This is a genomic window from Streptomyces sp. NPDC127084 (genome assembly GCF_042724175.1).
GTDB lineage: Bacteria > Actinomycetota > Actinomycetes > Streptomycetales > Streptomycetaceae > Streptomyces.
Genome location: NZ_JBHXFA010000063.1, coordinates 1 through 20,284 on the forward strand (window position 1 = coordinate 1; position 20,284 = coordinate 20,284).

Annotated in this window: 16 protein-coding genes, 2 tRNA genes and 2 pseudogenes; 6 read left to right on the forward strand and 14 right to left on the reverse strand. The window is 71.0% G+C overall.

The annotated features are described in order from the left end of the window. Positions 1 to 171: 171 nt before the first annotated feature. From ACFWI9_RS16750 to ACFWI9_RS16790, 9 genes are all read right to left on the reverse strand, one after another. A complete protein-coding gene (locus ACFWI9_RS16750) occupies positions 172 to 1,065 on the reverse strand; it encodes a TetR/AcrR family transcriptional regulator (RefSeq protein WP_387162616.1) in 894 nt (297 codons plus the stop codon). Between the two features lie 58 nt (positions 1,066 to 1,123). Next, positions 1,124 to 2,689, reverse strand: a complete 1,566-nt coding sequence (locus tag ACFWI9_RS16755) for an MFS transporter (RefSeq protein ID WP_387162618.1) — start codon at positions 2,687 to 2,689, stop codon at positions 1,124 to 1,126. A gap of 72 nt (positions 2,690 to 2,761) precedes the next feature. Then, positions 2,762 to 5,134: a glycosyltransferase family 39 protein gene (locus ACFWI9_RS16760; protein WP_387162620.1), complete on the reverse strand. Its 2,373-nt coding sequence runs from the start codon at positions 5,132 to 5,134 to the stop codon at positions 2,762 to 2,764. Next, positions 5,131 to 6,639, reverse strand: a complete 1,509-nt coding sequence (locus ACFWI9_RS16765) for a glycosyltransferase (RefSeq protein ID WP_387162624.1) — start codon at positions 6,637 to 6,639, stop codon at positions 5,131 to 5,133. Before ACFWI9_RS16765 ends, ACFWI9_RS16760 begins: the two co-directional genes overlap by 4 nt. Before the next feature lie 153 nt (positions 6,640 to 6,792). Further along, on the reverse strand, positions 6,793 to 8,301 hold the full coding sequence (locus ACFWI9_RS16770; protein WP_387162686.1) for an ATP-binding protein: 1,509 nt from the start codon (positions 8,299 to 8,301) through the stop codon (positions 6,793 to 6,795). Between the two features lie 61 nt (positions 8,302 to 8,362). Continuing rightward, the gene (locus tag ACFWI9_RS16775) at positions 8,363 to 9,100 is read right to left on the reverse strand and encodes a response regulator transcription factor (protein WP_387162626.1); all 738 of its coding nucleotides are present in this window, start codon (positions 9,098 to 9,100) and stop codon (positions 8,363 to 8,365) included. Between the two features lie 64 nt (positions 9,101 to 9,164). Beyond that, positions 9,165 to 10,094 (reverse strand): amidohydrolase family protein, encoded by a 930-nt coding sequence (locus tag ACFWI9_RS16780; RefSeq protein ID WP_387162628.1) that lies wholly within the window; start codon positions 10,092 to 10,094, stop codon positions 9,165 to 9,167. Next, positions 10,078 to 10,422: an antibiotic biosynthesis monooxygenase family protein gene (locus ACFWI9_RS16785; RefSeq protein ID WP_387162630.1), complete on the reverse strand. Its 345-nt coding sequence runs from the start codon at positions 10,420 to 10,422 to the stop codon at positions 10,078 to 10,080. The genes ACFWI9_RS16780 and ACFWI9_RS16785 overlap by 17 nt, the downstream gene beginning before the upstream one ends. 85 nt (positions 10,423 to 10,507) lie before the next feature. After that, the gene (locus ACFWI9_RS16790) at positions 10,508 to 11,398 is read right to left on the reverse strand and encodes a DUF2797 domain-containing protein (RefSeq protein WP_387162632.1); all 891 of its coding nucleotides are present in this window, start codon (positions 11,396 to 11,398) and stop codon (positions 10,508 to 10,510) included. A gap of 120 nt (positions 11,399 to 11,518) precedes the next feature. On the opposite strand from ACFWI9_RS16790, the gene ACFWI9_RS16795 reads away from it, so the two are divergent. Beyond that, positions 11,519 to 12,370, forward strand: coding sequence for a hypothetical protein (locus ACFWI9_RS16795; protein ID WP_387162634.1), 852 nt, complete (start codon positions 11,519 to 11,521; stop codon positions 12,368 to 12,370). On the opposite strand, the gene ACFWI9_RS16800 is transcribed toward ACFWI9_RS16795, so the two are convergent. Beyond that, positions 12,352 to 12,570, reverse strand: a complete 219-nt coding sequence (locus tag ACFWI9_RS16800) for a hypothetical protein (RefSeq protein WP_387162636.1) — start codon at positions 12,568 to 12,570, stop codon at positions 12,352 to 12,354. The two genes, ACFWI9_RS16795 and ACFWI9_RS16800, sit on opposite strands and share 19 nt — an antisense overlap. A gap of 204 nt (positions 12,571 to 12,774) precedes the next feature. Between ACFWI9_RS16800 and ACFWI9_RS16805 the strand changes: the two are divergent. Next, positions 12,775 to 13,080: pseudogene (locus tag ACFWI9_RS16805) on the forward strand (IS1380 family transposase); the annotation flags it as partial. Positions 13,081 to 13,200: 120 nt separating this feature from the next. On the opposite strand, the gene ACFWI9_RS16810 reads toward ACFWI9_RS16805, so the two are convergent. After that, complete coding sequence (locus ACFWI9_RS16810; RefSeq protein WP_387162638.1) at positions 13,201 to 13,431, reverse strand: hypothetical protein; 231 nt, start codon at positions 13,429 to 13,431, stop codon at positions 13,201 to 13,203. Between the two features lie 836 nt (positions 13,432 to 14,267). On the opposite strand from ACFWI9_RS16810, the pseudogene ACFWI9_RS16815 reads away from it, so the two are divergent. Continuing rightward, positions 14,268 to 14,420, forward strand: a pseudogene (locus ACFWI9_RS16815) (JmjC domain-containing protein); the annotation flags it as partial. Between the two features lie 101 nt (positions 14,421 to 14,521). On the opposite strand, the gene ACFWI9_RS16820 reads toward ACFWI9_RS16815, so the two are convergent. Then, complete coding sequence (locus ACFWI9_RS16820; RefSeq protein WP_387162640.1) at positions 14,522 to 14,734, reverse strand: hypothetical protein; 213 nt, start codon at positions 14,732 to 14,734, stop codon at positions 14,522 to 14,524. A 43-nt stretch (positions 14,735 to 14,777) separates the two neighbouring features. Here ACFWI9_RS16820 and ACFWI9_RS16825 point away from each other — a divergent pair, with 43 nt between their 5' ends. Next, positions 14,778 to 14,954, forward strand: coding sequence for a hypothetical protein (locus ACFWI9_RS16825; RefSeq protein WP_387162642.1), 177 nt, complete (start codon positions 14,778 to 14,780; stop codon positions 14,952 to 14,954). Positions 14,955 to 15,055: 101 nt separating this feature from the next. Here the strand turns inward: ACFWI9_RS16825 and ACFWI9_RS16830 are convergent. Further along, positions 15,056 to 15,128: transfer RNA gene (locus ACFWI9_RS16830), tRNA-Arg, on the reverse strand. A 221-nt stretch (positions 15,129 to 15,349) separates the two neighbouring features. Continuing rightward, positions 15,350 to 15,440 (reverse strand) — tRNA-Ser (locus tag ACFWI9_RS16835). 297 nt (positions 15,441 to 15,737) lie between these two features. On the opposite strand from ACFWI9_RS16835, the gene ACFWI9_RS16840 reads away from it, so the two are divergent. Both ACFWI9_RS16840 and ACFWI9_RS16845 read left to right on the forward strand, forming a co-directional pair. Beyond that, a complete protein-coding gene (locus ACFWI9_RS16840) occupies positions 15,738 to 16,232 on the forward strand; it encodes an SSI family serine proteinase inhibitor (protein ID WP_387162645.1) in 495 nt (164 codons plus the stop codon). Between the two features lie 278 nt (positions 16,233 to 16,510). Continuing rightward, the gene (locus tag ACFWI9_RS16845; protein WP_387162647.1) at positions 16,511 to 20,191 is read left to right on the forward strand and encodes a PAS domain-containing protein; all 3,681 of its coding nucleotides are present in this window, start codon (positions 16,511 to 16,513) and stop codon (positions 20,189 to 20,191) included. Positions 20,192 to 20,284 lie beyond the last annotated feature (93 nt).

The window sequence follows — 20,284 nt, forward strand, 5'->3', positions numbered from 1 at the left end:
GCCTTCTTGTGTGTGGTGTGTTGGGTGTTGTTTTGTGTGTTTCTTTGGCTGGGGGGGGGGGGGTTTGTGCCGTTCCCTCCCCCCCCACCGGGCATCGCACCCCCGGAAGGGGAGCGGGGAACGGAGACGACGGGAAGGCCCGTCGTACCCCTTCGGGAAGCTGCGCCCCCGTCAGGCCGCCTCGCCGGACTCGCCGGTCACTGCGGGTTCGTCGGTCCCCGCGGATTCGTCAGGCTCCGCGTCGGCGTCGGAATCAGCCTCCGCGTGCCGGGCGGTCATCGTCTCAATCCCTGCGATCATCAGATCAAGGGCGACTTCGAAGTCCCGTTCGAGCATCTCCTCGGCGGTCTCGGAGCCCCGAGCCGCCATGATCTCGTCCAGGTCCTCCAGTACTTGTTCGAAACCCGCCACCTCGCGGGTCGCCCCCATGGCCTCGACGTAGTACTCCTCCAGCGTCATCCCCGCGTCCGCACAACGCTTCTTGAGATGGCCCTCGACCGTGCCGAGCCCGTAGACGAACTGGAAGACCGCGCCCAGAGCCGCCCCCTGCCACCTCGTTGGCAGTCCCGTGCTGCGGACGATGCGCTGCGCCGTCCCGACGAACTCCAGTGAGTGGGGGCCGATGTTCAGATAGGTGCCGATGAGCGGGGAAATCCAGGGATGGGCGATCAGCAGCCCGCGGTATCCCCCCGCCAGCGCGCGCAGCTCGTCGCGCCAGTCGGCACCGGTGTCGGTGTCCGTGTCGGTGTCGGTGTCGTCGCCACGTTCCGCCTCCTTCGACAGGTCCAACTCACCGAACACCGCGTCAAGGGCGAGCTCCAGCAGGTCGTCCTTGGTATCGACGTACCAGTAGAGCGACATCGCCGTGACGCCCAGCTCCGCGGCGAGTCGGCGCATGGAGAACTTGGCGAGCCCCTCGGTGTCGAGCAGCCGTACCGTCACCTCGGTGATCCTGTCCCGGTCGAGACCGGATGGCTGGCCGGCCTTGCGGCCCTTGGGAGCCTTGCCTCCGAGCCACACACTCATCCGCGCCGGGCGCTTCGTGCGGTCGGCGTCCGACACCATGGCGTACCCTCCAGCCTTCCGGTCCGTCTGGACCCATCCGGTACAGACGCTGCCGATGCTATGCCGCGGCCACCGGTTCGTCCCCGGCCACCGGAGCGGCGGGTCCGGTCTTCTCCGCCCTGCGCAGCAGTACCGCCGCCACCACACCGCCCGCCAGCACGGCCACCGCACCCACCAGTTGGCTGGTCTGGAGGCTGGTGGCGAAGGCATCGGCGATACGGGCCCGTTCCGCCGGGCCGTCGGCCGCCGCCAGCGCCGCGGGCAGTGAGGCCGCTGACACGGCGACAAGCGCGGCGAAGCGCGAGTTCAGTACGGCGCCGAGCACCGCGACTCCGAGGCCGTTGCCGAACTCGGCCAGGGTGCCGTTCACGCCCGCGCCCACACCGGCCTTCTCGGCGGGGATGGCACTCATGATCGCGGCGGCCATCGCGGGCTGCGAGAGCGCGAGCCCGGCGCCCATCAGAACCAGCCCGAGCAGCATTCCGCCGTAGCTGCCGTCCGTGCCTCCCCCGAGCACCGCGACCGCCGCGAGACCGCCCGACACCAGCGTCATCCCGGCCAGCACCGTGAGCGGGGTGCCCAGCTTCACCATGACCCGGGGGCCGATGCCGGTGAGGTTCAGCAGCACCACACTGAGGGCGAACGGAGCCATGCGCAGCCCGGCTTCCAGGGGTTCGTAGCCCAACACGAACTGGAGGTGCTGGGTGAGCAGGAAGATCGAACCGCCCATACCGAACACCACGAGCAGCGCACCTGCCACCGCGCCCGTGAAGCGCTGGTTGCGGAAGAAGTGCATGTCGAGCATGGGGTGCGGGATGCGCAGCTCCCACAGCGCGAACGCACCGAGCACGCCGAGCCCGAGCACCGCAGCGACCAGCACCCGCACGGAGGTCCAGCCGTCCACCGGGCCGCTGATGATCGCGTATACGACCGCGGACATCCCGATGGTCGAGAGCAGTGCCCCCAGCAGGTCCGGGCGGTCGCCCCGCGGGTCCTTCGACTCGGGCACGAGCTTGACGACCGCGACCAGCCCGATCAGCGCGACCGGGAGATTGACCAGGAAGACCATGCCCCACCAGTAGTGGTTGAGGATGATTCCGCCGATCAGCGGACCCGCGGCGAAGCCGAGCGCGCCGACGGTGGCCCACAGCGCGATGGCCTTGACCCGCTCCTGCTCGTCGAAGACCTGGGTGACGACGGCGAGGGTGGTGGTCATCAGCAGCGCGCCGCCGATGCCCATGCCCGCCCGTGCGGCGATCAACTGGCCGGAGTCCTGGGCCAGCCCGGCGGCCAGTGAGCCAAGGCCGAAGAGCGCGAGCCCCGCGACGAGCATCTTCTTGCGGCCGTAGCGGTCGGCGGAACTGCCGGCGGTGAGCAGCAGTCCCGACTGGACCAGCGAATAGGCGTTGATCATCCACTGGATGTCGGCGGTGGACGCGTTGAGTTCGGTGGTGAGGGAGGGGATCGCGACGCTGAGGACGGTGTTGTCGAGCAGCACGGTGAGCTGGGCGAGGCAGATGACGCCGAGGATCAGCCAGCGCTGCGGATGGCGTGGGCCGGTGGGTGCGGTGCTGGGTGTGGCGGGGGCGGAGGGGTTACCGGATTCGGCGGCCGTCGCCGTCATCGCATGCTCCTATACGGTGTACGGGATTTGATCCCGTACACCGTATAGGAGATTCTCTTACGCTGTATAGCGCTAGTTCCCGTCGGTCAGGTCGTAGAGGGTGGTGTCACCCACCGTGACCTGGGAGAAGTTCTCCTGGACCCAGGTGGAGAGCTCGCTGCTGGTGCTACTGCTGCCGCTGTCTCCGCCCCGGCCGCCGCCGCCCATTCCGCCGCCGCCCGCGATGAAGTAGTGGATCTTCCCGGCCGCGACGTACTGCTTGAACTGCGCGAGGGTCGGTGACGGGTCTGTGCCGTTGAAGCCACCGATCGGCATGACCGCCTCCTCGGCGGCGAGCTGGTAGCTGGCCGCGTTCTGGGCGCCGACGGTGGCCGCGACCCAGGTGTAGTCGGAGGCGTCCTCCTTCAGCTTGGCGGTGGTGGCGGCGTCGACCTGGGCGCCGTTGAGCAGACCGCCCATACCGCCACCGCGGCCTCCGCCGCGCTGCCCGCCGCCCTGGTTCTGGCCCTGCCCGCCCTGACCCATGCCGGGCTGGTTCTGGCCCTGGCCACCGGCCGGGGGCTGGCCCATACCGCCACCTTGGCCCATACCGCCTCCGGGCATGCCACCGCCCTGGCCCTGACCAGGCATCATGCCCTGACCGCCTTGGCCTTGACCGCCTTGGCCGCCCTGACCACCCTGGCCCTGGCCGCCCGGCCGCACCATCCCGCCGCCATCCGCCCCGCCGGGACCACCGGCCTGGCCACCGGGCCCCCGGCCGCCGCCCGGACCACGCTGCCCGGACGCCGGTCCGGCCGTCACGATCGAGCCCTGGTGACCGGAGTCCAGGGTGGAGAGCGTGTACGCGAACGGCCCCGCGAGCGCGGTCGCCAAGGCAAGCCCGGCGGCACCCAGCGTCAGCCGCCGTCCACCGGACCCGGCAAGCAGCAGCCCGGCCGCCGCGGCGACCCCGCCGAGCAGCACCAGCACGCCCAGCCAGGGCACGAAGTCAGGCGTCCGGTCCAGCAGGACGTACGCCCACACCGCCGTGACCAGCGTCGTACCCGCGAGTGTCGCCCGAGCCTCGAACCGGCTGCGCTCCTCCCACAGCATCGTCGCCCCCATGCCGACGAGCGCGGCGATGTACGGAGCGAGCGCGACGGTGTAGTAGTCGTGGTAGATCCCCGCCATGAAGCTGAAGACGGCGACGGTCGTCACCAGGCAGCCGCCCCAGAGCAGGAACGCGGCCCACGCGGTGTCGGCCCGCTGGGCACGGCCGCGCCAGGTGATTACGAGCCCGGCTATCAGCAGGATCAGCGCGGCGGGCAGCAGCCAGGAGATCTGGCCGCCGCTGCCGTCGCTGAACATCCGCCCGATGCCGGTCTCGCCCCAACCGCCACCGCCGCCACCGCGCCCACCGCCGCCGCCCACGCTGCCGGGCTCGTCGCCGCTGATCCGGCCGAAGCCGTTGTAGCCGAAGGTGAGCTCCAGGAAGCTGTTGGACTGCGAGCCTCCGATATACGGGCGCGAGGCCGTGGGCCACAGTTCGACGATCGCGACCCACCAGCCGGCCGATACGATCAGCGCACCGCCCGCGAGTGCGAGCTGGCCCAGCCGCCGCCGCAGGGTCGTGGGCGCGCACACCCCGTACACCAGCGCGAGGGCCGGGAGGATGAGGAAAGCCTGGAGGGTCTTGGTGAGAAACGCGAAGCCCACCGCGACACCGGCCCACAGCAGCCACTTCGTCCGGGCGTCCTCAAGGGCGCGCAGTACGCAGTAGACCGCCACCGTCATCAGCAGGGCGAGCAGCGCGTCGGGGTTGTTGAAGCGGAACATCAGCGCGGCGACCGGGGTGAGGGCCAGCACGCCGCCCGCGATCAGTCCGGCGGCGGCGCTGAAACGCCGGCGGACGGCGGCGTACAGGACTCCGACCGCTGCCACACCCATGAGCACCTCGGGCACCAGGATCTGCCAGGAGCCGAGGCCGAACAGGCGTACGGACAGGGCCATCGGCCAGAGCGCGGCCGGGGGCTTGTCCACAGTGATGGAGTTCCCGGCGTCGGACGAGCCGAAGAAGAACGCCTTCCAGCTCTCGCTGCCCGCCTGCACCGCCGCGGAGTAGAAGGAGTTGGCGTAGCCGGACGAGCTGAGGTTGTAGAAGTAGAGCACCGCGGTGAGCAGCAGCAGGCCGAGCAGCGCGGGCCGTGCCCAGGTGGCGTCATCGGACCGGCCCCACCAGACGCGGGCGAGCCGGCCGGCGGCGGCCGAGGCCCGGCCGCCCGTGGCGGGACGTGCCCCCAGGGGCTCCGGCGCGAGGGCGGGCCCCGGTGCCGCGTACGCGGCGGACGCCGCCGTGGCGGCTGCGGTGTCCCGCTTCCGGAAGGCCCAGCCCGGTGCCGGCGGCGTATCGGCGCCGGGCATGCCGTGCTCGCGCGGACCGTCGTTGCCCTGTGGTGCCGTCGTCATCCGTGATTCCTCGTGCTCGTGCTCGTGGTGGGCGCGCCGTACTCGTACTGCCCGTTGTTCTCGTCGTGCCGGCCGTACTGGCCGTACTGGCCGTGGTGTCCGTACTGCCCGCCGTACCAGCCCGGCTGCGCCGGGGCGTGGTGGCCGTACTCGCCGTCCTCGCGGTGCCCGGCGTACGCGCTCATCGCCGGTACGGGCTCGGTCGGGGGATCGGCCACAGGTGCGTACACCGCCTCGCCCTCGCTCTCCCCGCGCTCCCTGCTCTCCCGGCGGTCCGGGAACACCCACGCCCGCAGCAGCACGAACCGCACCACCGTCGCCGCGAGATTGGCGATGACCAGGACCGCGAGCTCCGTGCTGTGGGAGGCGTCGCCGGCGACCGCGTCGAGAAGGGCGAGCGAACCGCTCGTCAAGGCGAGGCCGATACCGAAGACCACAAGGCCCTGGGCCTGGTGGCGCAGTGCCCGCTCCCGGCCGCGTACGCCGAAGGTGAGCCGGCGGTTGGCCGCCGTGTTGGCGACGGCGGAGACCAGCAGAGCGCCGGCGTTCGCGAGCTGCGGCCCGAAGCCCAGCCGGAAGAGGGAGTAGAGGAGCAGATAGAACAGCGTCGACAGCGCCCCGACCACGCAGAAGCCCACCAGCTGCCGGGCGAGTCCGCGCGGCACTCCGCTGATCTCCCGGTCCCTCGGGTCGTCGCCGAACGGCCGGGCGAGCCGGTCGAGTGGCAGCGCGCCGGAGGCCAGGGCCCTGCCCACCCGCCAGACACCCTTGAGGTCCTCGACCGCCGTGCTGACGATGTGCACGGTGGAGTCCGGGTCGTCCACCCAGTCCACCGGCACCTCGTGGATGCGCAGCCCCGCCCGTTCGGCGAGGACGAGCAGCTCGGTGTCGAAGAACCAGCCGGTGTCCTCGACCATCGGCAGCAGCCGCTCGGCCACATCCCGCCGGATGGCCTTGAAGCCGCACTGGGCATCGGAGAAGTGCGCCTGGAGCGATCCCCGCAGGATCAGGTTGTAGGACCGCGAGATGAACTCCCGCTTCGGCCCCCGGACCACCCGCGACGACCGCGCCAGCCGCGAGCCGATCGCCAGGTCCGAGTGGCCGGAGATCAGCGGTGCGACCAGCGGCAGCAGGGCGTTCAGGTCGGTGGACAGGTCCACGTCCATATACGCGAGTACGGGAGCGTCGGACGCGCCCCAGACGGTCCGCAGGGCCCGCCCGCGCCCCTTCTGCTCCAGCCGGAACGCCCGCACCTCGGGAAGCGCCGCGTCGAGCGCCGCCGAGATCTCGGGAGTACGGTCGGTGCTCGCGTTGTCGGCCACGGTGATCCTGAACCCGTACGGGAACGTGCGTGCCAGATGGTCGTGGAGCCGCCGCACACAGGGCTCCAGGTCCTTCTCTTCGTTGTAGACGGGGATCACGACGTCCAGTACGGGAGTGCCTGCTGCCCCGACGGGCAGATGCTCCCGTGCCGGCAGGGTGCCCAGTGCAATGTCGGTTCGCATAGCCACGACTCTCGCCAGAGCGCCTGTCACGGCTGTGTGGTGAGCCTGTGGGACGACTATGAGTCGTGCGGCGCCGCGGAGAAGGGGTACGGCCGAGAGCCCGAAGGCGGCGAGGACCGAGCAGGCAGCACAGGCCTGCGACGGCCGCGAAGGTCAGGAAGCCGTCGCTGGCAGTGGTGACTGCTCACGCGGCAACCGGACCGTGAACACCGTGCTCCCCGGCACGCTTTCCACCGAGACCGCCCCGCCGTGCGCGGACACCACGGCCTGCACGATCGCGAGGCCCAGCCCGGTCGAGCTCACGCTGCCCGCCGCCCGCGACCGGGAGGCGTCACCGCGTGCGAAGCGCTCGAAGACATGGGGGAGCAGCGCGGTGGGGATGCCGGGCCCGTCGTCCCGGACCTCGAGGGCGACCTCCCGCCCCCCGTCGAGCGGGCGTACACAGGCGGTGACCGTGGTGCCCGGCGGGGTGTGGGTACGGGCGTTCGCCAGCAGATTGACCAGCACCTGGTGCAGCCGGGCGCCGTCGCCGCACACCTTCACGGGCTCCTCGGGCAGCGCGAGGCGCCAGTTGTGCTCCCGGCCCGCAGCCCGGGCATCGCTCACCGCGTCCACGACGAGCATGGTGAGATCGGTTTCCTCGTACGAGAGCGGACGACCGCTGTCCAGCCGGGCCAGCAGCAGCAGATCCTCCACCAGGCCGGCCATCCGCTCGGCCTCGGACTCGATCCGCCCCAGCGCGTGCCGGGTGTCCGGTCCGGTCTCCTCGCGGCTGCGGCGCGGGAGTTCGGCGTATCCGCGGATCGAGGCGAGCGGGGTGCGCAGCTCATGGCTGGCGTCGGCGACGAACTGGCGTACCCGCGTCTCGCTCACCTGGCGGGCGTGGAGGGCGGAGTGGACATGGTCGAGCATGCGGTTGAGCGCCGCGCCGACCTGTCCGACCTCGGTGCGCGGATCGGCCTCCGCGTCCGGGACGCGCTCAGGCAGCGCCACCTCGCCTTTGTGCAGGGGGAGTTCGGATACCCGGGTGGCGGTCGTGGCGACCCGGCGCAGCGGCTTGAGCGCGACGCCGACCAGGGAACCGCCCGCCAGCGCGGCGGCGATCAGACCGGCGGCGGTCACGCAGAGCTCCACGACGATGAGCGTGCTGACGGTGCTCTGCACCTCGGCGAGCGGGACACCGACCAGGAAGGAGCCGCTCTTGCCCTCCCCGTACTCGACGAGGTAGTCGCCGAGACCCGGCACCTCCACGGTGTGCGAATCGCGGTCGCGGGGCACCTTCGCCAGCGCGGCCAGCTCCGCGGCCGACAGATCGCGGGCGTCCAGCTTCGGCCCGTCGGCGTTCTGCTTCTGGATCGAGACCACGCCCTCAGCGACCCGGCCGTTGGCGTCCACCTCCGCGCCGACGGCGTTGATCGGGGCTCCACCGCTGGTCACGAAGCCGAGCGGTTCCCGGGGCGGCGGTGCCATGCCCCGTGCGCCGGGCGGGGGGCCACCTGCGCGCAGCGCGAGGTCATGTACCTGCCTCTCCCGCTGGCCGTACAGATGGTGGCTCAGCGCGACCGTGGTGACCGTGCCGATCACCGCGGTCGCGACCGCGATCAGCGCGAGTGCGGACACGACCAACCGGGTCCGCAGGGACCACCGTCCGGGCCTGCGCATGCGGATCATGCGGTATTGCTCCTCAAGTTCCCTCGCCCCCGCGGGCGCTCCCAATCCGGGTCTATTCGCCCGGTTTGATCAGATAGCCGGCGCCGCGCCGGGTGTGGATCATCGGCGTGCGTCCGGCGTCGATCTTGCGCCGGAGGTAGGAGATGTAGAGCTCGACCACGTTGGCCTGCCCGCCGAAGTCGTACGACCACACCCGGTCGAGGATCTGCGCCTTGCTGAGCACCCGCCGTGGATTGCGCATGAGATAGCGCAGCAGCTCGAACTCGGTGGCGGTGAGATGGATGCCGACACCGCCCCTGGTCACCTCGTGGCTGTCCTCGTCGAGCACGAGATCGCCGACCACGAGCATCGACTCGCTGCGCTCGGCGGCCGCCCCGGAGCGCCGGATCAGCCCGCGCAGCCGCGCCACGACCTCCTCCAGACTGAACGGCTTGGTGACGTAGTCGTCACCGCCCGCGGTGAGACCCGCGATCCGGTCCTCGACGGCGTCCTTGGCCGTGAGGAACAGCACGGGCACATCAGGCAGTTCCCGGCGCAGCTTGCCGAGCACGGCGAGCCCGTCCATGTCCGGGAGCATCATGTCCAGGACCACGGCGTCGGGCCGGAAGGAGCGTGCCCTGCTCATCGCACCCGCGCCGTCGCCGGCGCTGCACACCTCCCACCCCTCGTAGCGGAGGGCCATGGAGAGCAGTTCGGTGAGCGAGGTCTCGTCGTCCACGACGAGCACCCGGACGGGGCCACCGTCCGGCCTGCGCATTTCGGTACGTCCCTGGGGGGAGGTCGTCGTCATGTGCTCACCTTGGGGCAGAGCCGTGAGAGCCACCTTTCCACTTCCTGTGAATTTCCTGAGAACCTCACAGGAACATCCGCGCTCCGTTCCCGTAGCAGACCGATCGCAGCCAGTCATCGCCGAGCCCCAACCGCTCCGCCAGCCGCTCCAGCGCCTCCAACTGGTGCAGGTACGGATACGGGATGTTGGGGAAGTCCGTACCCAGCAGCACCCGCTCCCCCAGATCCGCGAGCCGCCCGCCCTCGCTCACCGGGAACGGGCTGAAGCGTTCACTGAAGTCCGTGAACGCCATCGTCGTATCGAGGCGAACCTCCCCGTAGCGCTCCGCCAGGTCCAGGAAGTCGGTGTACTCGGGCATCCCCATATGCGCCACGATCAGCGGCAGCCCGGGATGGCGCGCGAGCAGCCGTCCGATCGGCTCAGGCCCGGTGTGCTTACCGGGCGCCGGACCGGAGCCGCAGTGCATCACCACCGGGACGCGTGCCTCGGCGAGCAGCCCCCACACCGGGTCGAGCAGCGGATCGTTGGCGTCGTACGCCCCCACCTGGAGATGGGACTTGAAGACCCGCGCCCCGCTCTCCACCGCCTCGCGGACATAGCGCTCCACTCCCGGCTCGGGATAGAGGGTCGCCGTGTGGAGGCAGCCGGGGGTACGGGCGGCGAAACCGGCGGACCAGCCGTTGAGCCACTCGGCCATACCCGGCTTGTGCGGATAGAGCATCGAGGTGAAGGCCCGCACCCCGAACCCCGCCAGCAGGGCGACCCGGCGGTCCTCCTCCTCGCGATAGGCGATGGGCCACTCGAGACCGGTCAGCGGGCCGGCGGAGTCGAAATACGCCCACACCTTGTCCAGCACCCGCTTGGGCATGAAGTGCGTATGGACGTCCACGAGGCCTGGCAGTCCGAGCCGCTCCCAGAAGTCCCGTACGGCCGCGGTCTCATCCCCGACCGCTTCGCTTCCGTGGCAGCCGATGCCGCTACTCGGCGTGCACATGGCCGTAGCTCCGTTCCACCCGGCCCACATGGACGCTGTACCGCTCGTACCACTCCGCACGGCCCTGCCGCTGTGCGCGCTGGTGCTCCAGGTTCATCCGCCAGGCCGCGATGGAGTCCTCGTCCCGGAAGTAGCCGACGGTGATCCCGAGCCCTCCGGGCGTACGGGCGGACTCGTATCCGAGGAAGCCCGGCACCTCGGCGACAAGCTCCGCCATGCGCCGGGCCGTCTCGGCGTATGCGTCCTGATCGCCCTCGGGCCGCAGCCGGGAGGTGAACACGACGGTGTAGTAGGGCGGTTCGATCCCCGCCACGAGTTGATCGCTCATGCCAACCACCCTCCGACGTGCGTCGATACGGTGTCCAGGCTTCCAGACCAAAGGGATCCGAGTCTTTACCGAGCGGTCGGCCGGCTCAGAAGAGCCCGTCCTGAACCCCCCGCGGCAGGTCCTCCAACGGGACGGTGACGGCATCCCGCGGATCGGCCGCGACCAGCTCCCAGCCGGACATCACCCGGGTGTCCACCACGATGATCCGCCCGTCGGCACCGGCCAGATGCAGATCGGGCCCGGCCGCGGCCACCAGCCGCCCGGCGACCGTCCCACCGTCCACCAGCTCCCGTACGACGGCCGAAGCCGCCGGGACCCCGTCGAGCGCGAACACACCCATATGGTCAACGGCCTGGAACGGCACCCGCTCCAGCGCCTCGGGCAGCGCGTCGAGGACGACGGCGCGCGCGTGCAGCGCCACAAGCTCCGCCGCCCGCTCCGCCGCTGTGGGCGCCAGCAGGGCACGTACCGCCCGCTTCTGCGCGTAGGGGATCCGGTCCGGCACCCCGAGCGCCGCCCGCAACAGCTCCTCCGTACGCCGCGCCGCCATCAGCGGTCCGCGCCCCAGCCAGCCGAACACCACCGCCCCCTGCTCCAGCAGCCGCGCGCCGCCCCGCTCCTCCGCGGTGATCCCCACCTTCACCAGCCCCGGCCCGAACCAGGCCAGATACACCCGGTACGGCCGCGGATCGTCGGCGATAGTGTCGGCGGCCACCGAATGCGCCCGGTCCAGCCGCGCGCATTCCGGGCACCGCCCTCCCGTGCTGCGTCCCGGCACCACGGCCCCGAGCGGACAGGCGTTCCCCCGGGCCCCCAGACACCCCCGCGCCCCGACGGCCCGGAACCCGAGCTCCCGCCCGTATCCGAGCCTGCTGTCCCGCCGCTCAGCCCCCCGCCGCCATCGCAGCACGGGCACGGCGTCCCGGTCCCAGCCCATCCCGCGGAACCGCCACCGCCCGCCTGTGTCACCACCCATGCCCACCACGCTAAGGGCGGCCGGAGTCTCCTTCCGACGTCGTGTCGGGTGTTCGCGTCACGTCGCGTGTCGGACTGTCCGCTGCCCGGCCCGCGCCGCACCCGCTCCTACGCTGGCGGCGTGGGTCACATCGAGAAACGGGCCGAAGGCGCAGGACCGTTCACCACCAGGCTGACCTGGCGCCCGGCCGCGGGTGGCATCGCGGTGTGGGAGTCCCGTGCGGCACGTAAACGAGGCACGCTGAGGGTCAGGGCCGCCACCGCGGAAGCGCAGGACGTCCAGCGGCCCGCCGACGCGACGGCCATCGGCAGGCTGCGGACCCTCAACACCACGGCGGCGGTGGCCTTCACGATCGGCGGTGCGCTGTTCGCCGCCGGCGCGGCGATCGCCCTCGCCGGCGGCTCCGCGCGGACCAGCGCGCTGGTCTACTTCGCAGGCGGGCTGTTCTTCAACGCGGGCGGTTATGCGTCACTGCTCCAGACGATCAACGCGCCCGCGCTGGGTACCACCGACACATTGGAGACCCGCGGCTGGCGCTGGTGGAGCTACGAGCCGATGCGGATCGACTGGCTCAGTACGTTCGTCCTGTTCGCCGGGACCCTGGTGTTCGGCCTCAACCTGCTGGACTCGTTCCTCCACGGCCTCTCCGCCCAGCAGGCCAACCGACTGGTCTGGGCCCCCGACATGGTGGGTTGCCTGCTGTTCCTCATCTCGGGACACCTCGCCCTGGAGGAGGTGTGCCACGGCCACCCGGACGTCCGGCCGCACGACCTCGGCTGGTGGATCGTGGCGGTCAACCAGGCTGGTTCCGTGCTCTTCATGATCTCAGCCCTGGCCGACTTCACCATCCCGAGCACCGGCAGCCTGGTCAACGCCGGAATCGCCAACTGGGGCACGCTCACCGGCGCACTGTGCTTCTCCGTCGGCGGCGTCCTCCAACTGTTCGAGCACCCTCAGCCGGTGGACGGCTGAGCCGGACGGTTGCCGCGGTTGCGGTACGCCACCGCCGTACCCCCACCCGCCAACACCCCCGCGAGCGCCATCGCGTTCACATACGCTCCGACGACTTCCGCGGCACGCGGCGACAGGACCAGCACGATGACGATCACCGTGATCAGTCCGCTGATCCGACCGGGACGTGAATCCTGGGCACAGGCCACCACACTCGACATGGAATCTCCTGGGGGTGCGGGCAGTTGAGGCACCATCATGGCCACTGACCGGGGGCACTACATCGAGACGCCCCAAAGCAACGGCGCAATGTTTGCAAATGTAACCCAGCCGGAGGAAGGCTCGGAATCTCGCAGATAAATGGACGCACAGACTCCATCTCCGCAAGACACTTTTGCGAATTTTCGCCAAGTCGGCGCTCAGGGATCTGTGTGCACTCGGCAGGATTCGAACCTGCAACCGCCGATGGTTTGGGGGTGGTCGGGCATGCCGGGGCACAGTTGCTGGCGGATCTCGCCGATGCCACCGGGCTGACCGCCGCATGCTCCTTCGCGCTCGGACCCCTTCGGCCGCGCGGGACCGGTCATGATCCGGGCCGGATCGTCACTGACCTGGCGGTGAAACTCGCCGACGGCGGTGAGGCCGTCGCGGATCTGGTCGTGCTACGGGAACGGGCAGCAGTCTTCGGCCCTGTCGCCTCGACACCGACGGCCTGGCGGCTGCTCGCCGAACAGCACCGCCGAGGCAGCTCCCGCGCATGAGCACGCCTGACGACGAGGGTGGTACGGCATCGGCCGAACCACCCCCGCTCAGCGGAGCGAGCTGCCCGCGCTGCGTGCCCCTGCGCCCCGTCAGGGCGAGCAGTACGCGATGGCGAAGATACTTGCGTTCTCGTCGGTCGGGTTGTCACCGATGATTTGCCAGCTGTCTCCGGCAGTGTTGGTCGTGACCTGTTCAGAGTTTCCTGGGATGACCCCGAAGTCGGAGCCCCAACCGCCGCTGACCGCTGTCTGGCCGGCCGGACATGTCGCGATGCTGAAATTGGACCCACCGGCCGGCACGACTACGACCGGCCCGTCCATCCGAGTGACACCGATGGAGCCTGTAGGACCCGTGGGACCCGTAGGACCCGTGGGACCGGTGGGACCCGTCTGCCCCTGAGCGCCCGTCTGCCCCTGAGTGCCCGTCTGCCCCTGAGCGCCCGTCGGCCCGGTCGGCCCGGTCGGCCCGGTCGGCCCGGTCGGTCCTCTCTTGCAGCTTCCCCTGTAGCCGTCCAGCCAGCTTGCAAGAGCCTCGAAATCGCCGTAGCGCGCCCCGCCCCTGCACCCGCCGCCTCCGCCGCTCGCGCGGTCCGACGCACCCGCACGATCACCCGTCTCCTGAGCTGCGGCCGCACCGACGGCCGGGCTCATCAGCCCGGTGCCCATGACCAGCGCGAGTGCGGCGACCGTGCCGCCGGTCATCCACTTGCCTCGGCGGGGAAGCGGCCCCAGCGGAAACTCAGCCCTATTTACAGATTTCATACAGCTCTCCTGAACCGATCGTTCTGTGAATCCGTGTCCGGACCCAGGGGCGAGCTTGGCCGGTGTGCACCCGATCGATCGTCATATTCGACCGTAACGTCACTTATTCTCAGCAAATTGGACGAATAATAATGATTCGCTAGTGCGAGTGGATTCTCTGGCTGTCCGGCCAAGGCTGTGGCCACTGGACCGAACCGGACAGCAGGACCTAGCGGTTTTCAAGAGAGTGCTGAGGGAAGCGCCTTCACCGCGGTTGACCTGCTCGTTCCCCGCCCTCCGGGTCCCTCGCCGCCAGTGGCGGTCCACACCTGGTCCAGTGGACACGAAACGGCCTCTGCCGCCTTGCCGTATTCGTCACTGTGACGTGAATTTGCCCGAACCTGGCTGTAGTTCAGCCTAGCTCTGAGATCGTGTGGCGGGGCGTCATGGAGCCAGGCGACGTGATGCACATCCCCCGCGGCTTCTGGCACCAGGCCACCCGGGACGACCAGGGCGACGGCTACAGCCTGCATGCCACCTTCGGCATCGCGAAGTGCTCCAGCTCATCCGCACGCCACATCACCGGCTCGCCCGGCTCACGCCACGCCCTGTTGCCACTCGGGCATCGTGACCCCTGCAGAACGGCAGCGGCCTCGGTCCCGTTCCAGCCCTACGGGCCGATCCGCTCGAATCCCCGCCGCTCGATACGCACCCAAGTGCGCCGATCCGTGCAGCCCCCCAGGGAACGGCGCTTGCGTACCAACGCCTGCCGATCCAGTCGCACACGTAGAGCCGCTTCCACGCGCTCCAGCACGTCCTCCACAGGCTGACGGCGTAGATCCACCTGGGCAGCCGCGCCGCCTTCCGCAAGGTCCGCTTCCACGACCTGCGCCTCGCTACTTCACGAACAGGGCGCCGACGGCCGCATGATCATGGAAGTCCTCGGCCACAGCTCGATCCGCGTGACCACGTACATCTACACCTTCGTCCGGCTCGACTCACAGCGCTCCGCCTTCGATCGTGTCGGCGACGCGCTGAGGGGTCACGGCAACGATCCGGATGATGATGATGACGGCGCGGCCGGTGTCCTCGTAGCCGTCTGATTCGACCCGGACCGCCCTCTGAGGCGGTTGGCGTCAAACACTGCCGTCAAGGCAAAAGCCAGAGGCCCTGTGGATCACTCCACAGGGCCTCTGATCTGTTGTGCACTCGGCAGGATTCGAACCTGCAACCTTCTGATCCGTAGTCAGATGCTCTATCCGTTAAGCTACGAGTGCTTGGCTTCCCGGGCTTTTCTGCCTGGTCGGCGTTGCGGGAACAACATTACATGACCTGCGCCGTCAGACGAAATCCATTAGCCGCACCCACTCTGACCTGCACATATGCCTGGACAAGCGTATCCGCGCCCCCACCTGGCGCGACCGGCCGGCGAACCGGGCGCGCGCCCCCCGGGAACGACCGAAGCCCCGGCCGTCGGGCCGGGGCTTCGGTGTTGGTGCGGAGGCGGAGGGATTTGAACCCTCGATGGGCTTTAAGACCCAAACCGCATTAGCAGTGCGGCGCCATAGACCGGACTAGGCGACGCCTCCAGCACACCCGCGCGAGCGCGAGTGGTGTGTGCAGATGATGACACAGCCGGGTGGCCCGTCACCAATCGCTCCCCACGGTACTAGTCACGCGGGCTCCGGAGCAAAGAACATTCTCCGCGTGCCGGTGGACCGCGCGGACGCGGACGCACCCGGCCCGCGGGGCCGGGGGCTGAGGCGGGAACGTGACTGAGGAGGTCCACTCGGGTGAGTCCGGTTTGCGCAACGCGCGGGCGTGCGGAGCGTTAGAGATGCCGGGGCGGTCGGCCGCCCCTCAACCATGACCATCCAGGAGCATCCATGCTGCGCCGTCTCGCCCTGACCGCCACGGCATCCGTGGCCACTCTCCTCGCCGTCGTGCCTGGTGCGGACGCGTCCGCGGACCCGTCCGGGGGGACGGCTCCGGCCGCGGCCCCCGCCGAAGAACAGGCACTCCCGCTGCCCCTGCTCCAGCCGGAGGAGTCCTCCGACCGGCTCATCGTGACCACCGCGCGGACCGGCAACCCGAGGGCCGATGGCACGTACGAGCTGACCTGCGGCCCGGCGGGCGGTTCGCACCCCGCGGCGAAGGCGGCCTGCGACCGGCTGGATCGGTTGGGCGAAGGCGGGAAGGACCCCTTCGCTCCGGTGGGCGAGGACAGGATGTGCCCGCAGCAGTACGGGGGCCCGGCGACGGCTCACGTCAAGGGAACGTGGCGGGGCAAGCCCGTGGACGCCTCCTTCGCCCGTCGCAACGGCTGCGAGATCGGCCGGTGGCGGGCGATGGAGCCGGTGCTGCCGACCGCCAGGTCGTAGCCGGCCGTGCCAGGCCGGCCGCGACGACCTGGTCAGGCCAAGCCAGGGCAGGGCGGGGCAGGCAGGGCGCTAGAGGGCGTCCGGTCGGCACGGGTACCCGTACCAGAGGGAGCGCCGCGGGTGCGCCCGTACACACAACCTCAGTGAGAGCTCCCCCTCATCCACCGCCGTATGGCCATCCCCTGCCTTTAGACTCCTTCAGTGGCAGGTCCCGGTCCGAGAGGGAAGATGGGGCCGGCCGTCCGCAGAACGCAGTAGGTCAGGGAGGAAGCGTCGTCGTGAGCAGCAGGCCATCCCGAGGCGCTGCTCGCCTCGCAGCCATACTCGACGCCCTTCCGGACGGGCTCGTACTCGTCAACTGCAACGGCACGGTGGTCAACGCCAACACCATCGCCTTGGAGATGTTCGAGACACCGGGTACGGCACTGGTGGGGCGAGGGCTGCTCGACCTCCTTCCGTCCTTCGACTCCAAGCTGATCCCGGGCTCGATGCGGCGGCCCGACTCCGCCGACGAGCGGGGCAGGACCAAGCCGACCCGGATGATCGCGCGGCGTACCGACGGCGACGAGTTCCCCGTCGAGGTGACCAGCGCCAGCCTGGAAGACGGCCGGCAGGCGTACGCGGCGGCCAACGGCGGCGGCAATGGCGGTTTCGCCGGCGGTATGGGCGGCGCGGGCAGCTACACCGGCGACGAGCTGCTCATGCTCGTCGTCCGCGATCTTTCCGGCACCGTCGACACCGAAGCCGAACTCGCCCGCTCCCAGCGCCAGACCGAGATGATCCTGCGGGCCGCCGCCGAAGGCGTCGTCGGCACGGACACCGACGGCCGCGTGGTGCTGGTGAACCCGGCAGCGGCGCAGATCCTCGGCTACCGCGCCAGCGACCTCGGCGGCCGGGAGCTGCACACGCTGATCCTGCACTCGCGGCCGGACGGCGAGCCGTTCCCGTACGAGGACTCACCACTCGCCGACACCCTCAAGTCGGGGCGCAAGCACCGCGTGCGCGGGCAGGTGCTGTACGCGAAGAGCGGCGAGAAGATCCCCGTCGATCTGACCACGGCCCCGGTGCGGGACGGGGAACTGCTGGTCGGCGCGGTGATGACGTTCACGGACCGGCGGCCTTACGAGGAGCTGCTGACCAAGCACACCGAGGAGATCGCCGAACGCGAGGAGCGGCACGACACCGAGGTCACCGCGCTGGCCGAGAAGCACACCGCCGAGCTGGCCGCGCTGACCGAGCAGCACACCGCGGAGCTGGCGGACCGGACCGAGCGGTACGCGACCGAGGCCGAGGAGTGCGCGGAGCGCGAGAGCGCGGCGAACGCCCGGCTGAGCCAGCTGACCGCGGTGCTCGGCGATTCGCTGCGCGGACCGCTGGAGGAGCTGCGCGGCGAGCTCGGCAAGCTGGCCGCCGACCCGGCGGGACAGCTCTGGCCCGAGGCGAACCAGATACTGCACCACCTGGCCGCCGGCTACGCCCGGATGACCACGCTGGTCGACAACGTGCTCGGTTTCCAGCGCCTGGACTCGGGCGCGGAGCCGCTCCAGCGGGCCAAGGCGCTGCTCGACGGAGTGGTCGCGGCCGGTGTCGAAGGCGCGGTGGAGCTCATCGGCCCGGGGCGGGCCCAGTTCGCCGTGCACGCCCCGCGGATCGAGGCCGAGGTGGACGCCACCCGGCTGGCGACCGCGCTGGCCCATCTGATCGCGGATGTCGCCGGGGTCGACTCGACCGGGCGTACCCGGGTCGTGGCGTCCGCCGGCGGCGGTTACGTCGACTCCACGATCGTGGTGGCTGCGGCGCAGCGCGGCGATGTCGTACGGATCGAGGTACGCGGCCCGTACCCCGGGGGCGACCCGGTGCATGAGCCGATCGTGCGGGGGATCGTGCTGGCCCACGGCGGTCTGCTCCAGACGCACGAGGTGCCGGGGATGAGCGGGAGCGCGTACGTGCTCGAAGTGCCGCTCGGTGAGGGCGCGGGGATCGTGCCCGCGGCTCCTGAGGCTCCGGCCGAGCTCGTACCGGCCGAGCCCGCCGCCGTCGAGGCATCCGGTGGCGGTCGGCGGCGGGCGCGCCGGGCGAGCACGGACGCGTTCCTCGAGAGCCCCATGGCACCGGAGGCGCCCGAAACACCCGGGCCTTCGGGTGAGCCGTCCGCCGTCGTCGCCGTCGCGTCCGGTACCACCGGGCCCACCGCCGGTACCGGTCGCCGCCGCGGGCGGCCCAGCCCAGCCGAGGCCGCTGCCGAAGGCGACGCGGTCCGCCCGGCGCTGGGTCCGGTGGTCCCGCCCCAGGGCGTCGGCCCCGAGGCCCTCGCCCCGCCCCAGCCGACGGGCCGCCGCGCGCGCCGGGTTGCCGCCGCCCAAGCGGCGCTGCCCGCGCTGCCCTCGGCGTCCGTACCCGCGTCCGCCCCCGTTGAGGACTCCGCGGCCCCCGAGCTCGGCGCGGCGGCGCTGGAGCCCGCGGGCCGACGTGCGCGCCGCGCACTGGGCACAGCACAGGCACAACCACAGGCACAGGCACAGCCGCAGGCGCAGGAACCCGGGGAGTCCCGGAGCGCGTTCGCCCTGCCGCCCGCCGAGGCGGACCGGGCTGTCGCCGCCGCTCCGCACGCAGAGCGCGACGTCCGCGACGACCACGAGGAGCACGAGGATCACAAGGGCCGTCAGGATGCCGACGACTCCGTACACGGCGATCACACCCCTCCGCAGCCTCATCCCCTGAGCCCCGAAGTCCCGGCGACGAACAACGCGGACAAGGCGGAGCAGCCGGAGACCGGCGTCCTGCCGCTGCCCGCTCCCCAGCGAACGGCGCAGCCGCTGCCCGCCGAGGCCCCGCCGCTGCCGGCCGACGCCTCACAGGGCAGGTCGTTCAGCGTGCGCACGCTGGGCCAGGGCGTGGCGTTCGCCCAGCAGGCCGCACAATCCCAGACGCAGCCCCAGGGCCAGACCCAGAGCCAGACCCAGGGCCGCTCGCTCGGCGGCAACCAGCCGCTGGCCGCGCGCCGCCGCAAGCTGGCCACCCGGCCCGACGACGACGCGGCCGAGACGGGCGCCCGCCCGCACCCCCAGCCCCCCGCCGTCCCCCAGCAGCGGATCCCGGCCGCACCCCCCGAGGGCCGCGCCTACGCGATCGGTGCCCCGGACGAGGGTGCCGAGGGTCCCGAGCTGCTCGACGGCCCGGGTGGCGCGATCGAGATCGCGAACCAGCCCGCGCCCCTCCCCGTGGACGACGAGCTGCCTCCGGAGCCGCTGGACAATCCGCGTCGGCTGCTGGTCTGGCCCGCTCCGGATGTCGCCACCCAGCAGGCCCTGACGGACCGCGGCTACCGCCCGGTGATCGTGCACTCGCGCGAGGAGGTCGACGCGCAGATCGCCGCGTTTCCAGCGGCCCTGTTCGTCGACCCGCTGACGGGCCCGATCACCCGCACCGCCCTCCAGTCGCTGCGCCAGGCGGCCGTGGGGGCCGAAGTCCCCGTGCTCCTCGCGGCCGGTCTCGGCCAGGCCACCCGCGAGGCGGCGTACGGAGCGGACCCCGCCATACTCCTCAAGGCGCTGGCTCCCCGGGACAGCGAGCAGCACCCCTCCCGTGTCCTGCTCATCGAGGAGAACGAGGACATCGCCACCGCGCTGACGGCGACCCTCGAACGTCGCGGCATGCAGGTCGCCCACGCCCTGGGCGACACCGACGCCGTCACCCTGGCTCAGCAGATGCGCCCGAACCTGGTGGTGATGGACCTGATGCAGGTCCGCCGCCGCCGCGCCGGCGTCATCGACTGGCTCCGCGCCAACGGCCGGTTGAATCGAACCCCGCTGGTCGTCTACACATCGGCGGGCCTGGACCAGGCCGAACTCCCGAAGCTGTCAGCGGGCGAGACCGTGCTCTTCCTCGCGGAACGCTCCACGAGCACGGAGGTGCAGGGCCGCATCGTGGACCTGCTGGCGAAGATCGGTACCAACTGAGGATGGGGACGGGCCGAAGACCGGCACGGACCGAAGCGGTGCGAGCCCCTGGCAGGCGCGCCAGGGGCTCCGCTTCCCACAAGCCACGTAAGG

Bases quoted from the DNA above. Each gene is read 5' to 3' on its own strand.
- ACFWI9_RS16750 (WP_387162616.1), bottom strand. From the start codon at position 1,065: ATGGTGTCGGACGCCGACCGCACGAAGCGCCCGGCGCGGATGAGTGTG.
- ACFWI9_RS16755 (WP_387162618.1), bottom strand. From the start codon at position 2,689: ATGACGGCGACGGCCGCCGAATCCGGTAACCCCTCCGCCCCCGCCACA.
- ACFWI9_RS16760 (WP_387162620.1), bottom strand. From the start codon at position 5,134: ATGACGACGGCACCACAGGGCAACGACGGTCCGCGCGAGCACGGCATG.
- ACFWI9_RS16765 (WP_387162624.1), bottom strand. From the start codon at position 6,639: ATGCGAACCGACATTGCACTGGGCACCCTGCCGGCACGGGAGCATCTG.
- ACFWI9_RS16770 (WP_387162686.1), bottom strand. From the start codon at position 8,301: ATGCGCAGGCCCGGACGGTGGTCCCTGCGGACCCGGTTGGTCGTGTCC.
- ACFWI9_RS16775 (WP_387162626.1), bottom strand. From the start codon at position 9,100: ATGACGACGACCTCCCCCCAGGGACGTACCGAAATGCGCAGGCCGGAC.
- ACFWI9_RS16780 (WP_387162628.1), bottom strand. From the start codon at position 10,094: ATGTGCACGCCGAGTAGCGGCATCGGCTGCCACGGAAGCGAAGCGGTC.
- ACFWI9_RS16785 (WP_387162630.1), bottom strand. From the start codon at position 10,422: ATGAGCGATCAACTCGTGGCGGGGATCGAACCGCCCTACTACACCGTC.
- ACFWI9_RS16790 (WP_387162632.1), bottom strand. From the start codon at position 11,398: ATGGGTGGTGACACAGGCGGGCGGTGGCGGTTCCGCGGGATGGGCTGG.
- ACFWI9_RS16800 (WP_387162636.1), bottom strand. From the start codon at position 12,570: ATGTCGAGTGTGGTGGCCTGTGCCCAGGATTCACGTCCCGGTCGGATC.
- ACFWI9_RS16810 (WP_387162638.1), bottom strand. From the start codon at position 13,431: ATGGACGGGCCGGTCGTAGTCGTGCCGGCCGGTGGGTCCAATTTCAGC.
- ACFWI9_RS16825 (WP_387162642.1), top strand. From the start codon at position 14,778: ATGATCATGGAAGTCCTCGGCCACAGCTCGATCCGCGTGACCACGTAC.
- ACFWI9_RS16840 (WP_387162645.1), top strand. From the start codon at position 15,738: ATGCTGCGCCGTCTCGCCCTGACCGCCACGGCATCCGTGGCCACTCTC.